This window comes from Streptomyces sp. NPDC045967 (assembly GCF_056430495.1).
In genome coordinates this window covers 88,825-101,916 of record NZ_JBWKLE010000022.1, presented here as the reverse complement: position 1 = coordinate 101,916, position 13,092 = coordinate 88,825, and the positions used below count along the sequence as shown (strand labels likewise).

The window sequence follows — 13,092 nt, the reverse complement described above, 5'->3', positions numbered from 1 at the left end:
AAGTCGCGCCTGGCCCGCGGCGCCCGGCACCGCACCTCGCCGCGTTGTCGGGGCGCCCGAGTACGTCCAGTACACGGCCGCCCCTCCGCCTTGCGGTGCACGGCACCGGACGCCGCGGGCCTGACCGGCGCCACTTTGACGACAGGACCTAGGCCGGGCCGGTGGGCCCCACCCGTGCCTCCGACGGAGTTCCGCCCGCGGCTCAGGCACTCGGGGCTCCGCCCCGGACCCCGCGCCTCAAGCGCCGGCGGGGCTGGATTTGGCTTGGCGGGGTCGGGTCTGGCCTGGCGGGGTCGGGTGCGGGGGCGGGGTGGTCGGGTGCGGGTCAGAGACCTGGGGCTCCGCCCCGGACCCCGCGCCTCAAGCGCCGGCGGGGCTGGGTTGTCTGTGGTGGTCAGGGTGGGACCGGGAGCTTCCCAAGGGGCGTTGTTGACGGTTTGGGCTGATTGGGCGTAAACCGTAGGGGCTCGGCGTGGTGGGGGACGGCAGGGGTCGGGTGCGTGGGACCGTGCGGGCTGGGCGGGGTGATTGTCACCTCGTCCTACCATCGTCCTTTCGTCCGGTGAGCAGCGAAGCAACGAGGGGTCTTCCATGCGACTGCGCAAAGCCCTGGCCCTCGGCGCAGTCCTCTCCGCCGCCCTGGTGGCCGCCGCCGCGCCCAGCGCCGGCGCCGACGTCGGTACGGGCGGCGGGGCCCGCCCCGCACCCGCTCTGCCGTCCCGTGCGCAGGCCACCTGCGGGGACGGGAAGAGCCCGGCCTTTCCCATCGGGGCGAGGATCCGCGGCGGACCGGCCGTGTACCGCACCGGTGGCGCCCCGCAGACCTGGTACCTGGACCTGACCAACACCACCGGCTCCCTCTGTACGGCCATCCATCCCGTCGTCGTCCTCACCGACACGGCCCGGGTCCTGCGCCCCGCCCACCTGCGGATGGAGTTCGACACCCCGGGCGGCACGCTCCCCGTCAGTCTGGAGCGGACCGACCGCGACGAGATCATCGCCGTGTTCGACGGCGGTTCCGCCTTCCCCGGCTTCACCGTCGCCGCGGGCGGCTCGCTGACCGTCCGCGTCCGCCTCGCCTTCGCGCCCGACGCACCCACCGGTGAGGTCCTGGCCGACGCCGCGCTCGTCCAGCGCAAGGGGGACGACGGGGACTGGATCGGCGAGGCCGGCGGTTACCGGTTCACCGTCGAGGGCCCGCAGGACCCTTATGAGGCGGCCGGCTCCCTCGCGCACACCGGGCCCCGGGAGCGGGCGTACGGGGCAGGGGCGGGCGCCGTGGTCGCGCTCGCCGTCGGCGGCGGACTCCTGGCCGGCGCCCGGCGGTTGCGGGCCCCCGCCCGCTGAGGCCCAGACCCGTGCGCGGGGATCGATCGGGGCCCCGCGTCCACCCGCCCCCCGCGTGATCTCGCCGAGCTCCACGGGTGAAAGGCTCCAGGCCGTTCCGCCGGCTGCTCCTCGCAGGCCGGGCCGCGCCGCGCCGGCCGCGGACGGCGGTCGACGGCCTGAAGCGCCGCCCGTCGCCGGCGGCACGTCCCGACGGACTTCGCGCAGTGCACGCTCTCCCCGCCGAACATCTGCATCCGGTTCCCGCGGACGGCGGCATCGGCGGGTATCCCCGCCGCCGTAGACGCGTGGAAGTCGGCCACCGGCAGCCGGCCGGTCATGTCCCGGCCATCCCCGCCCGAAAGGGTGGCGCCTGCGTAACGGGTCCGGACCGAGGTCTCCCCTTCGGACCCTCCCTCCCTCAGACTCACCCCCGTCACCGTCGGGGGTGTCCCGTCCGGGCTCCTCCCTGCGCATGTCCCGCACTTCACCGCTCACCTGCTCCCAGGAGGAGTACGTGTCCCCTGTCCTGCCCGGACGGCGTGTCGTCGCCGTGACCGCTTGCGCCGCCGCCCTGCTCGCCACGTCCGCCCTGGCCGCCCCGGCCGGCGCCGCCTCCGCCGGCCCGACCGCCGCCGCCAACACCGACAAGGTCCTCGTCATCGGCATCGACGGAGCGGTTCTCGACCGCGTCAAGGCCGCCAACGCCCCCTATCTGAAGGGTCTGATGGCCCAGGGCCTGACCGCCCGCAGCACCCTGTACGCGAACCCGATGGCCGCCACCTCCTCCGGTCCGGGCTGGTCCACCATCGCCACCGGTGTGTGGCCCGACAAGCACGGAGTGAAGGACAACTCCTTCATCGGCAAGAACTACACCGCCCACCCCGACTTCCTGACCCGCATCGAGAACGCCCGGCCGGAACTCAACACCTACGCGGCCGCCGACTGGGAGCCCGTCACCTCCACCGACGCGGGCGGCCCGATCTTCTCCGCCAAGGTCGACAAGCGCCTCTCCCTCAAGGGCGACCGGGACGGCTACGCCAACGAGGACCCCAAGATCGCGGCAGCGGCCGCCGCCGAACTGCGGGACCGCAACCCGGACGCCGCCTTCGTCTACCTCGGCGAGATCGACGCCGCCGGCCACTCCCACGGAGCCGCCAGCCAGCGGTACCTCGACGCCATCGGCCGCGTGGACCAGCTGATCGGCCAACTGCTGAACGCCGTGCAGAACCGTCCGACGTACGCCCAGGAGAACTGGAGGATCCTGGTCACCACCGACCACGGCCACACCGGCACCGGCGGCCACGGCGGCTCCACGCTCCAGGAGCGCGGCACCTTCGTCCTCGCCAAGGGCGCGGGCATCGCGGCCGGTTCGGTGCGCGACGACGTCAAGCTGGTCGACGTGGCGGCGACCGCGCTCGCGCAGGTCGGCGTCTCCACCGCGCCGCTGGACGGGGTCGCGCTGGACGCCCCCGACAGCGACCCCTTCGACGCCCTGCGCCCGAACCTCCGGGCCCGCGTGGACGAGACGGGCATCCCGGCCGGTGTGCAGGGCTTCACCCGCACCCCGCCCGCGGGCTGGTCCGTCGACAACTCCCGGATGGGCACCGGCGGTGTCACCGAGTGGGCCGGCTGGGCCTTCGCGACCGACGAGTTCTGGAGCCAGGCCCAGCGCGACCAGTGGCGCGAGCTGAACGTCCGCTCCCGTGACGTCTTCGCCGTCGCCGACTCCGACGAGTGGGACGACAAGAGCCACACCGGCAGCTTCGACTCCACCCTGGTCACGCCCAGGTGGGCGGTGACCGCCGGCACCACCCGGACGCTGTCCTTCCGGACCCACTACCGGCACGAGGCCGGGCAGAGCGCCCAGGTCCTGGTCTCCTACAACGGCGGTGCGCCCACCGTCGCCAAGAGCTACACCGCCGACGCCGTGGCCCGCACCGAGTCCCTGAACCTCCAGGTCCCGGCCGGTGCCACCGACGTGCAGATCCGCTTCCGCTACAGCGGCGACAACAACTGGTACTGGGCCGTCGACGACGTCCGCCTGGGCTGAGCCGGGCCCCCCGGTCCGGGCCGTGGACGCCCCGGACGTCCCCGGCCCGGCCCCGTTAGGGTGGTAGAGACCAGCGGTCCCAGAGGTCAGAGGCCACCGAGAGCGGAGAACAGTCCAGTGGCAGAGCGCAAGCCGATCGAATCCTGGCTCACCGACATGGACGGGGTCCTCATCCACGAGGGCACGCCGATCCCCGGAGCCGATGCCTTCATCAAGCGGCTGCGCGACTCCGGCAAGCCCTTCCTGGTGCTGACCAACAACTCCATCTACACCCCCCGAGACCTCCAGGCCCGCCTCAGCCGCATGGGGCTCGCCGTCCCGGTCGAGAACATCTGGACCTCCGCGCTGGCCACGGCGAAGTTCCTCGACGATCAGCGCCCCGGCGGCACGGCGTACGTCATCGGCGAGGCGGGCCTGACCACCGCCCTGCACGACATCGGCTACATCCTGACCGACCACGAGCCGGACTACGTCGTCCTGGGCGAGACCCGCACCTACAGCTTCGAGGCGATGACCAAGGCGGTCCGGCTGATCAACGCGGGCGCCCGCTTCATCTGCACCAACCCCGACGAGACGGGTCCCTCCGCCGAGGGCCCCCTCCCGGCCACCGGTGCGGTCGCCGCGCTGATCACCAAGGCCACCGGCAAGAAACCGTACTTCGCGGGCAAGCCCAACCCGCTGATGATGCGCACCGGCCTCAACGCGATCGGCGCGCACTCGGAGACCAGCGCGATGATCGGCGACCGGATGGACACCGACGTGCTGGCCGGACTGGAGGCGGGCATGCAGACCTTCCTGGTCCTCACCGGTCTGACCTCGGTCGCGGACACCGAGAGGTTCCCCTACCGCCCCACCAGGACGGTCGACTCGATCGCCGACCTGGTGGACCTCGTCTGAGTCGTTCGGCTGACCCGTACGGCGCCGCTCCGGATGCGGGGCGGCGCCCCGCGCGTGAATCTCCTTGATGAGGAGGTTCACCATGCGCAGTGTCCACATCGCTCTCCGTGCCGCCGGGGTGGCCGTCGCCCTGACGGCCTTCTCCGCGGTGACCGCGCCCACCGCCCTCGCGGGCGAGGAGGACCGCGGCGGCCGCGGCGGCCACATCTCGATCGAACCGAACCCGGCCCACCCGGGCGCGCAGGTCAAGCTGCGCGTGCACGGCTGCGAGGGCACCCGGGGCGTGGCCAAGTCCTCCGCTTTCACGGCGGGCGCCGAACTGTACGGCCGGGACGGCGGCCGCAGCCCGCTCTACGGCGAGGTGACGATCAGCTCGCACGCCCACCCCGGCCCGCACACCGTGCGGGTGTTCTGCGACGGCCACGACAAGGCCAACGGCTCGATCGAGGTCGGCCACCGCCGGCCGAGCCACCACGCCTCCCCGGTGTGGCCGGTGCACGCGGGCGGCGGTGGCATGTCCGCCGAGCTCGCGGAGTCCTCTCGGCTGGCCGCCGCCGCGAAGGAGGACGAGCACGGCGGCGAGGGTCCGGGGGTGCCGCACACGGTTATCGGCGCGGTCCTGGCCGCCGCCGCGACGCTGGCCGTCGCGGGCCGGGCACTGGCCCTGCGCCGCCGCCGCAGCGGCCACTGAACGCAGGCAGCGCATGAACGAGTGGCGTACGAGCGAGGGGCGCACGAGCGAGGCGAAGGCCACCGGCAGCGGCCGTCTGCTGACCTTCGCCGCCTGGTCGGTGCTGGTCCTCGGGCTGTGGTTGTGGGGCCGGCAGATCACCGCGGTTCCGGCGCCGCTCAGCGGTCAGGCCGGCGGGGCGGTGGGCCCGGTCCTGCCCGCGGCCCGCGCCCCCCTGGCCGCGGCGCTGCCCCAGCGGGTCGACGTGCCCTCCATAGGCGTCCAGGCCCCGGTCATCTCCCGGGGCCTGGACGCGGACGGTGCGATCGAGCCGCCCCCGTACAACAGCCCGGGGACGGTCGGCTGGTGGAGCGACGGCGTGCAGCCGGGAGAGGCCGGGGCGGCGCTGATGGTGGGACACGTGGACACGAAGTCGAAACCGGCCGTGTTCTACGGGCTGAGCTCGGCGCAGCCGGGCGAGAAGGTGCGGGTGGTGCGGGCGGACGGTTCGGTCGCCGAGTTCACCATCGAGAACGTACGGGTCTACGAGCGCGCGGACTTCGACCCGCACAAGGTGTACGGCCCGCGGATCGCGGGGCGGGCCGAGCTGAGGCTGGTGACCTGCGGTGGAACCTATGACAAGGCGGCCAAGGAGTACACGGCGAACGTGGTGGTCTCCGCCTATCTGACGGGCGCGGGCGTCCGGCCGGGCACGGCGGCGTAGGCGCCTGCCTTCCGGATCGTGCCGGGTCCGCGGCGGTCCGACCCCCGGGACACGAAGAAGCCCCTCGCGGTTTTCACTGCGAGGGGCTTCTTCCGTCTGTGCGCCGCCAGGGACTCGAACCCCGGACCCGCTGATTAAGAGTCAGCTGCTCTAACCAACTGAGCTAGCGGCGCTTGCTGACAGGGAAAACTCTACCCCACCTCCAGAGGTGCTCGTGACCAGCCACGCCCACCTTGTCCGATTAACCCATGTTTGAGGGGTTTGTCGTGCACGATATGTCTGGCCGTGCCGCATCTGATGACCTGCCAGGTGTGGTTCCGGCTGACCAGTGACGAGCAGGGGAGTGGACGGAACCGCATGACGATGCAGCCTCCGACGCATGTGCAGTCGCCGACGCCGATGCCGATGCCCGCCTTCGAGGAGTTCGAGCCCGCGGGCGACTGCGCGTGCCGGGGGTGCGCCCAGCGTCGCCGCACCCTCGCCCGCGCGCGGGCCATACGGCTGCGAGACGGCGGGAACCCCGCCGCCCGCGGAGCCCGCCGGGCCCTGGTTCTGGCCACCGCCGCCGGGGTGGTCCTGGGCGGTGGCGGCGGAGCCGCGGTGGCGGTGAGCACCCCGGCCGCCGGGCAGCCGGTCGCGCTGGACGACCCGGACACCCCGCAGGGTGCCCGGACCCCGCTGCACGGGCCGAAGGGCGGACCGGTCGGCGCGCCCGGCGCGCCCGCCCGGGTGAAGCGGATCGACCGGGCGACGATCATCAACCGGGCGAAGCTGTGGCTGGACGCGAAGGTTCCGTACAGCATGTCCACGTACTGGTCGGACGGCTACCGGCAGGACTGCTCGGGCTACGTGTCCATGGCCTGGAATCTCGGCTCCAACGAGTGGACGGGCAGCCTCAACAAGTTCGCCAAGAAGATCACCAAGGCCGAGCTGCTGCCGGGGGACATGCTCCTGTTCCACAACCCGGCGAACCCCAGCAACGGCTCGCACGTGGTCCTCTTCGGCGGCTGGGCCGACGAGACGCAGACGCACTACATCGCCTACGAGCAGACCCGGCCCACCACGCGCAAGCTGGCCACGCCCTATGGGTACTGGAGCAACGGATCCAAGTACGTCCCCTACCGGTTCAACGGCGTCGTCGGCGGGATCGTGCCCGACGATGCTGTGCCGCCGGGGCCCGCGCCGGGGGAGTCGACGGCGTTCCCGGGTGCCGCGAAGTTCGGGCCGGGGCGAACCAACGACCACGTGGCCCGGCTGGGCCGGATGCTGATCGACCGCGGCGCGTACCGGTTCTACCCGAAGGGGGTGGCCGACCGGACGTGGAGCGAGCACGACCGGCTGGCGACCCAGGCGTTCCAGGCCGCCCAGGGCTGGAGCGGCGCCGAGGCGGACGGCATCCCTGGTGAGCACACCTGGCGGCTGCTGGTCGAGCGCCAGGGCAGGAACATCCCGCCGATCGTGGGAGCCGCGCCGGGGCCGGGCGGGGTACGGGCGTACCCCGGGGCCTCGGTGTTCCGCCCGGGCGCCTCCCACGAGGCGATCGCCGCCCTCGGCCGCCAACTGATCAAGAAGGGCTTCGGCAAGTACTACACGTCCGGTCCCGGACCGCGCTGGAGCGAGGCGGACCGCCGCAACGTCGAGGCCTTCCAGCGCGCGCAGGGCTGGCGCGGGGCCGCGGCCAACGGCTACCCGGGCCCGGAAACCTGGCGCCGGCTGTTCGCATGACGGAGGACACCATGTACCCCACGCGCACCACCTCGGTCACGGGCACCTTCCAGGTGCTGCCGGTGGCCGCACCCGCCCCCGCCGCCCCGGCCGCCCCGGTCCATGCCGCCCGGCCGGAGCACCCGGCCGGGCCGTCCCTGTGCGGCGCGACCTCGACGGGCTGGGCCACGGCCCCGGCGGTCCTCCCGGCAGTCGGCCCCGAGGTGCCGGCCGCCCGCGCCGAGGCCGAACGCGAACCGGCGTACGCGGGCCCGGACATCCCGCACCCCCAGGCCGAGGCGGCCCATGCCGGCCCGGCCACCCTGCGCCTGCGCGTCACCGACACCGCCCCACCGGCTCCCCACCAGGAGCCCCGTCCGGCCCCCCACCAGGAGCCCCGACCGGATCACCGGCCGGAGCCCCGACCGGATCACCGGCCGCACCGGGAGTTCGTGGCCGGCACACCGGCCGCCTTCGCGCCCGCGCCCGAGCCGGTCCACCGCCTCGCGCCCGCGCCCGTACCGGTACCCGCACCCGCGTCCGCCCCGGCGGCCGCTACCGTCCCGGCCCCTCCACCCCCACGGCCGGAACACGCGCCCGCGCTCGGCCCGGACCCGCGCTCCGCGCCTCCGACCACCCCCACCCCCACCCCCACCCCCACCCCCACTTCCACCCCCGCTCGCACCTCCCCGCCCGAGCCCGCGCGCCCGGTGGCCGCCGCCGCGCCCGAACCGGCCGCCCGGCCCGTCCCCGCACAGGCGACGCCCCTTCCGCCTGCGACGGCGCGGCCGCAACCGCCGACCGAGCCCGAGCACCAGCCGGCCCCGGAGCACGAACCCGCCCCGGAGCACGAGCACGAGCACGAGCCCGAGTCCGAGCCCGTACGCCCCCGGCCCGGGGTGCCCGGGCCCGGGGCGGCCGAGATCGTCGCGCGGGCCGTGGCCCGCGGGCTGGAGGGGGAGGCGGACACCCGGGACGCACCCCTCCCGCAGGTCACCCCCCTGCGCGGGGCCGCCGCCACCGACCTGCCCGTCCACCTGCCGTTCCTGGGCGGGCCGGGGCCGTTGCGCACCCGCACCCCGGCCGCACCGGCCCGGGCCCCCCGGCCGGCCCCCACCCCCCGGCCCGCCCCCGGGCGCCGGGTTCCGCGCGGCGACGACCGGCTGCGGGAGCACCGCGGTCCGGTGCTGCCCGGGTGGATCGGCGTCGGCATCGGCGGGCTCGCCCTGGCCGGCTGCACGGCCGTGCTCTGGCGGGCCGGGGCCGTGCCCGACGCGCTGGTGGCCGCCTTCGGCGGCGCACCGCGCGCCTACACGGGGCTGCGCGCCACCCACTGGCCGCCGCTCGCCTTCCTCGGCATCGTCGCCCTCCTCGCACTCGGCGGCCTCGGCCGCTCCCGCGCCGGGCACGCCTGGGTGCTCACCCTCTTCGGCCGCTACCGGGGCACGGTCCGCCGGACCGGACTCACCTGGATCAGCCCCCTCCTCCTGCGCCGCCGCGTCGACGTACGCCTGCGGCACTGGCGCAGCGACCCGATGCCCGCCGTGGACTCCGGCGGCCTCGCCCTCCAGGTCGTCGTGCAGGTGGTCTGGCAGGTCAAGGACACCGCCCGGGCCGCGCTGGCGGTGGCGGACCACGTGGAGTACCTGGCCGAACAGGTGGAGTCGGCGATGGCCCGCGTGCTGTCCCAGCTCCCCGCCGACGCCTTCCACGCGGACGCCCCGACCCTGCGCGACGCCGAAGCCGTCGGCGACGCGCTGACTCGGATGCTGGCGGCGGAGACCGAGGCCGTGGGGATCGAGGTCTTCTCGGCCCAGCCGATCCGCATCGAGTACGCGCCCGAGGTCGCCGAGGCCATGCGCCGCCGCCGGGTCGCCGCGATCGACGCACAGCACCGGGACACCGTGCTGACCTCGGTGGTGGACGCCGTCGACGACACCGTCCATCGGCTGACCTCGCGCGGGCTCGTCGAGCTCGACGACTACGAGCGCAAGGCGCTCGTGAAGGACCTCACGGTCGCCTTCTACACGGGGCGCTGCGAGTAGCCCGCCCTACGGGTGGGGGAACGGGTGGCCGGATCGGACCGGACCACCCGTTCTTCCGTTGGTATGGACACGGCCAACTGCCGTCCATAGTCTGGTACTTGGTCTAGACCTGAGATCGATACCCTGCGGCACCGGATCCGAACACCATCCCCACGCGTGCGCACGCTCTCGCCGAACCCCCCCACGTTCAAGGAGCATCATGCGTCACTTCCGCATGCCCGGACGGGCCGGCACCGCCGCGCTCGGCCTCGGCCTCGTCGCCGGAATCACCCTCCTCGGCGCCCCCAGCGCCAGCAGTCACGGCTACACCGACACCCCCATCAGCCGCCAGAAGCTCTGCGCCGACAGGGCCGTCGCCAACTGCGGTGCCATCCAGTGGGAGCCGCAGAGCGTCGAGGGCTTCAAGGGCTTCCCGGCCGCCGGGCCCGCCGACGGCAGGATATGTTCCGGCGGACTCTCGCAGTTCGCGGAGCTCGACAACCCGCGCGGCGGAGCCTGGCCCACCACCAAGGTCACCAGCGGGCAGGGCTACGGCTTCCGGTGGCAGTTCACCGCCAACCACTCCACCACCGACTTCAAGTACTACGTCACCAAGAACGGCTGGAACGGCACCAAGGCCCTCACCCGGGCCGACCTCGACCCCCAGCCCTTCCTCACCGTCGCCTACAACGGCGCCCGACCCGCCATGACCACCGTCCACCAGGGCGCGATGCCGAGCGGCAAGACCGGCCGGCACCTGATCCTGGCCGTCTGGACCGTCAGCGACACCCCGATGGCCTTCTACGCCTGCTCCGACGTTCAATTCTGACGTAACGTCAGCTAACCTCCGGCGGCATGCGGACGACGACTGCACCCGAGACCGTCGCGGAGCTCGTGGCACGCCAGTGGGGCGACCACCGGCCGGGGCTGAAGTACGAGGACGCCGGGCACACCGTCCTCAGCCACCACCGGGCCGCCCGGGAGGCCGCCGCGCGCGCCGCGCTCCTGGTCGACCTCATGCCGCCGGGGGCCGAGCCGCACGTGGGGGTGCTGCTGGACAACACCCCGGAGTTCCCGTTCTGGCTCGGCGCGGCGGCCCTCGCGGGGGCCGCCGTCGCCGGGATCAACCCCACGCGGCGCGGCGCCGAGCTGGCGCGCGACATCCTGCACACCGACTGCCGCATCCTGATCACCGAGAGGGCCCACCTGCCGCTGCTGCGCGGCCTCGACCTGCCGGGCGTGCGCCTCCTGCTCACGGACACCGAGGAGTACGCGGCCCTGCTCGCCCCCTACGCCGCAGCCAAGCCCGGCGAGGCGACGCTGGGCAGCCCCGCTCCGGGGTCCCGGCTGCTCCTCTACTTCACCTCCGGCTCGACGGGCGCCCCCAAGGCGGCCATCTGCACCCAGGGCCGGCTCGCGGCGGCCGGGTCGGCCCTGGCCCGTCGCTTCGCCGTCACCCCGCAGGACGTGCACTACGTCTGCATGCCGCTCTTCCACGGCAACGCGGTCATCGCCGACTGGCTCCCGGCGCTCGCGGGCGGGGCCTCGGTGGCGCTGCGCCGCCGCTTCTCCGCCTCGGCGTTCCTGGACGACGTACGCGCCTACGGGGCGACGTACTTCACCTACGTCGGGCGGGCCGTGCAGTACCTGCTGGCCACCGAGCCGCGGCCCGACGACCGCGCGCACGCGCTGCGGCTCGGCTTCGGCACCGAGGCCGGGGCGGTGGACGCGGCACGGTTCGCCGAGCGGTTCGGCGTCCCGCTGGTGGAGGGCTACGGGGCGACCGAGGGCGGTGCCTCCGTCCACCGGACCCCCGACACCCCGCCGGGCGCGCTGGGCCGGGCGGGGGAGGGGGACGACCTGGCGGTGATCGACCCGCAGACGGGCGTCGAGTGCCCGCCCGCCGTGCTGGACGCGCAGGGCCGGCTGCTGAACGGCTCCGAGGCCATCGGCGAACTGGTGAACCGGGGCCGGAGCCTGTTCGAGGGGTACTGGCGCAACCCGGCGGCGGAGGCGGCGCGCCGCCGGGACGGCTGGTACTGGACGGGTGACCTGTTCTTCCGTGACGCGGCGGGCTTCCTCTACTTCGCGGGGCGTACCGACGACCGGCTGCGGGTGGACAGCGAGAACCTGGCCGCGGCGGTGATCGAGAACATCCTGGCGCGGTGGTCCGGGGCGGCGGCGGTCGCGGTGTACGCGGTGCCGGACGAGGTGGCGGGCGACCAGGTCATGGCGGCGGTCGCCCTCCGGCCGGGGACGGACTTCGACCCCGGCGCGTTCGCGGCGTTCCTGGCCGCGCAGCCGGACCTCGGCACGAAGATGGCGCCGCGCTACGTCAGGATCCTCCGGGTGATGCCGGTCACGGCGACGAACAAGGTCCACCGGGTCGGGCTGCGCCGCGAGGCGTTCCTCTGCGACGACCCGGTCTGGCACCGGAGCCCGACCGGGGGCTACCGCCGCCTGTCCGAGCCGGATCTCGCCGCGCTCCTGTCGACGTACGAGGCGCAGGGCCGGGCGCCGCTCCTCCATCGCTGACCGGGGCGTTTCCCCGCGGAAGCGGTCCTGCGCGCGTCCGCCGGAGATGGTTTTGAGCACCCCCGGGGACCAGGTAGTATTTTCTCTGTCAGCAGGCGCCGCTAGCTCAGTTGGTTAGAGCAGCTGACTCTTAATCAGCGGGTCCGGGGTTCGAGTCCCTGGCGGCGCACCTGTCCTTCGGGCGGTTTCCGGTCACCGGGAACCGCCCGAAGTGTTTTCCGGCCCCCTGCCCCCACCCCCGAAAACTTGCGGCTGCGGGCGCGGGCTAGAGCGTGAGGGACAGCAGCAGCGGCGCGGCCTTCCGGTTCAGGGTGTCCGCCGCGGCCCGCAGCCGGTGCGCGTGCTCGACCGGCATCGACAGGGCCAGGCAGCCCACCGAGGCCCCGGCCGTGATGGGAACGGCCGCGCAGACGGTGCCCACGGCGTACTCCTGGAGGTCCAGCACGGGCACGGTGGCCGGCTGCGCGTCCAGCTTGGAGAACAGGATCCGCTCGTTCACGATCGTCTTCGACGTGAGCCGCGCGATCTTGTGGCGGGACAGGTGGTCGCGCCGCCCGTTGAGGTCGAGCTGGGTCAGCAGGCACTTGCCGACCGCGCTGGCGTGCGCCGCGGAGCGGAAGTCGACCCACTCGTGGACCTTGGGCGTGCGCGGGCTGTCCGCGAACTGGGTGATCCTGACCTCGCCGTCCACGTACCGGCTGATGTAGACCGCCGCCCCCACGGAGTCCCGCAGCCGGTCCAGGGTCTCCTGGAGCTTGTCGGTCAGGGCCTGCTGCCGGTCGACGCCGGAGCCGAGCAGGACGAGGGAATCCCCTATGGCGTAGGCCCCGTCGGACACCTGCAGGACATACCCCTCCCGGCGCAGCATGAGCAGCATCGGGCCGAGATGGACTGCGGGCAGGCCGGTCTCACGCGCGATCTGCACATCGGTCACACCGCCGGTGTGCCGTGCGATCGTTTCGAGTACGCGCAGGGCGTACTGCACCGAGTGGAACGGCGCGGTCGGCTCGGGCTTCAGCGCCACGGTTTCCCCCTAGCAGGTTGTTACCGCTTGCCCTACCACGATAGCCATCAAGAGGCCCGTGTGGAGCGCCTGTTGAGGAGATTGATGGCTCAATCATATCGTCTCGCCAGGATCTACTCCTCTGGCATATGCCAC

General features: G+C 73.7%; 10 protein-coding genes and 2 tRNA genes. 10 read left to right on the top strand and 2 right to left on the bottom strand.

Annotated features, from left to right (window positions below):
* The first annotated feature begins 591 nt into the window (after positions 1–591).
* The 5 genes from AC07FY_RS29475 to AC07FY_RS29455 all read left to right on the top strand — a co-directional run bounded on the left by AC07FY_RS29475 (position 592) and on the right by AC07FY_RS29455 (position 5,670).
* The gene (locus AC07FY_RS29475) at positions 592–1,347 is read left to right on the top strand and encodes a hypothetical protein (RefSeq protein ID WP_479012270.1); all 756 of its coding nucleotides are present in this window, start codon (positions 592–594) and stop codon (positions 1,345–1,347) included.
* Positions 1,348–1,801: 454 nt separating this feature from the next.
* A complete protein-coding gene (locus AC07FY_RS29470; protein ID WP_479012268.1) occupies positions 1,802–3,379 on the top strand; it encodes an alkaline phosphatase family protein in 1,578 nt (525 codons plus the stop codon).
* Between the two features lie 117 nt (positions 3,380–3,496).
* Positions 3,497–4,276, top strand: a complete 780-nt coding sequence (locus AC07FY_RS29465) for an HAD-IIA family hydrolase (protein ID WP_479012265.1) — start codon at positions 3,497–3,499, stop codon at positions 4,274–4,276.
* 82 nt (positions 4,277–4,358) lie between these two features.
* Positions 4,359–4,967, top strand: coding sequence for a hypothetical protein (locus tag AC07FY_RS29460; RefSeq protein WP_479012262.1), 609 nt, complete (start codon positions 4,359–4,361; stop codon positions 4,965–4,967).
* 13 nt (positions 4,968–4,980) lie between these two features.
* A complete protein-coding gene (locus AC07FY_RS29455) occupies positions 4,981–5,670 on the top strand; it encodes a class F sortase (protein ID WP_479012259.1) in 690 nt (229 codons plus the stop codon).
* A 99-nt stretch (positions 5,671–5,769) separates the two neighbouring features.
* Here AC07FY_RS29455 and AC07FY_RS29450 read toward each other — a convergent pair.
* A tRNA-Lys gene (locus AC07FY_RS29450) sits at positions 5,770–5,843 on the bottom strand.
* 226 nt (positions 5,844–6,069) lie between these two features.
* On the opposite strand from AC07FY_RS29450, the gene AC07FY_RS29445 reads away from it, so the two are divergent.
* The 5 genes from AC07FY_RS29445 to AC07FY_RS29425 all read left to right on the top strand — a co-directional run bounded on the left by AC07FY_RS29445 (position 6,070) and on the right by AC07FY_RS29425 (position 12,102).
* A complete protein-coding gene (locus AC07FY_RS29445) occupies positions 6,070–7,395 on the top strand; it encodes a peptidoglycan-binding protein (RefSeq protein ID WP_479012285.1) in 1,326 nt (441 codons plus the stop codon).
* Between the two features lie 11 nt (positions 7,396–7,406).
* The gene (locus tag AC07FY_RS29440; RefSeq protein ID WP_479012257.1) at positions 7,407–9,419 is read left to right on the top strand and encodes an SPFH domain-containing protein; all 2,013 of its coding nucleotides are present in this window, start codon (positions 7,407–7,409) and stop codon (positions 9,417–9,419) included.
* A 214-nt stretch (positions 9,420–9,633) separates the two neighbouring features.
* A complete protein-coding gene (locus AC07FY_RS29435; RefSeq protein WP_479012282.1) occupies positions 9,634–10,227 on the top strand; it encodes a lytic polysaccharide monooxygenase auxiliary activity family 9 protein in 594 nt (197 codons plus the stop codon).
* 26 nt (positions 10,228–10,253) lie between these two features.
* On the top strand, positions 10,254–11,933 hold the full coding sequence (locus tag AC07FY_RS29430; protein WP_479012254.1) for an AMP-binding protein: 1,680 nt from the start codon (positions 10,254–10,256) through the stop codon (positions 11,931–11,933).
* 95 nt (positions 11,934–12,028) lie between these two features.
* Positions 12,029–12,102, top strand: a tRNA-Lys gene (locus tag AC07FY_RS29425).
* A gap of 96 nt (positions 12,103–12,198) precedes the next feature.
* On the opposite strand, the gene AC07FY_RS29420 is transcribed toward AC07FY_RS29425, so the two are convergent.
* Positions 12,199–12,957 (bottom strand): IclR family transcriptional regulator, encoded by a 759-nt coding sequence (locus AC07FY_RS29420; protein WP_479012251.1) that lies wholly within the window; start codon positions 12,955–12,957, stop codon positions 12,199–12,201.
* Positions 12,958–13,092: the final 135 nt, after the last annotated feature.

Excerpts from the sequence above, each read along its gene's own strand:
- AC07FY_RS29475 (WP_479012270.1), top strand. The coding sequence starts at position 592 with ATGCGACTGCGCAAAGCCCTGGCCCTCGGCGCAGTCCTCTCCGCCGCC.
- AC07FY_RS29470 (WP_479012268.1), top strand. The coding sequence starts at position 1,802 with ATGTCCCGCACTTCACCGCTCACCTGCTCCCAGGAGGAGTACGTGTCC.
- AC07FY_RS29460 (WP_479012262.1), top strand. The coding sequence starts at position 4,359 with ATGCGCAGTGTCCACATCGCTCTCCGTGCCGCCGGGGTGGCCGTCGCC.
- AC07FY_RS29455 (WP_479012259.1), top strand. The coding sequence starts at position 4,981 with ATGAACGAGTGGCGTACGAGCGAGGGGCGCACGAGCGAGGCGAAGGCC.
- AC07FY_RS29445 (WP_479012285.1), top strand. The coding sequence starts at position 6,070 with ATGCCGATGCCCGCCTTCGAGGAGTTCGAGCCCGCGGGCGACTGCGCG.
- AC07FY_RS29440 (WP_479012257.1), top strand. The coding sequence starts at position 7,407 with ATGTACCCCACGCGCACCACCTCGGTCACGGGCACCTTCCAGGTGCTG.
- AC07FY_RS29435 (WP_479012282.1), top strand. The coding sequence starts at position 9,634 with ATGCCCGGACGGGCCGGCACCGCCGCGCTCGGCCTCGGCCTCGTCGCC.
- AC07FY_RS29430 (WP_479012254.1), top strand. The coding sequence starts at position 10,254 with ATGCGGACGACGACTGCACCCGAGACCGTCGCGGAGCTCGTGGCACGC.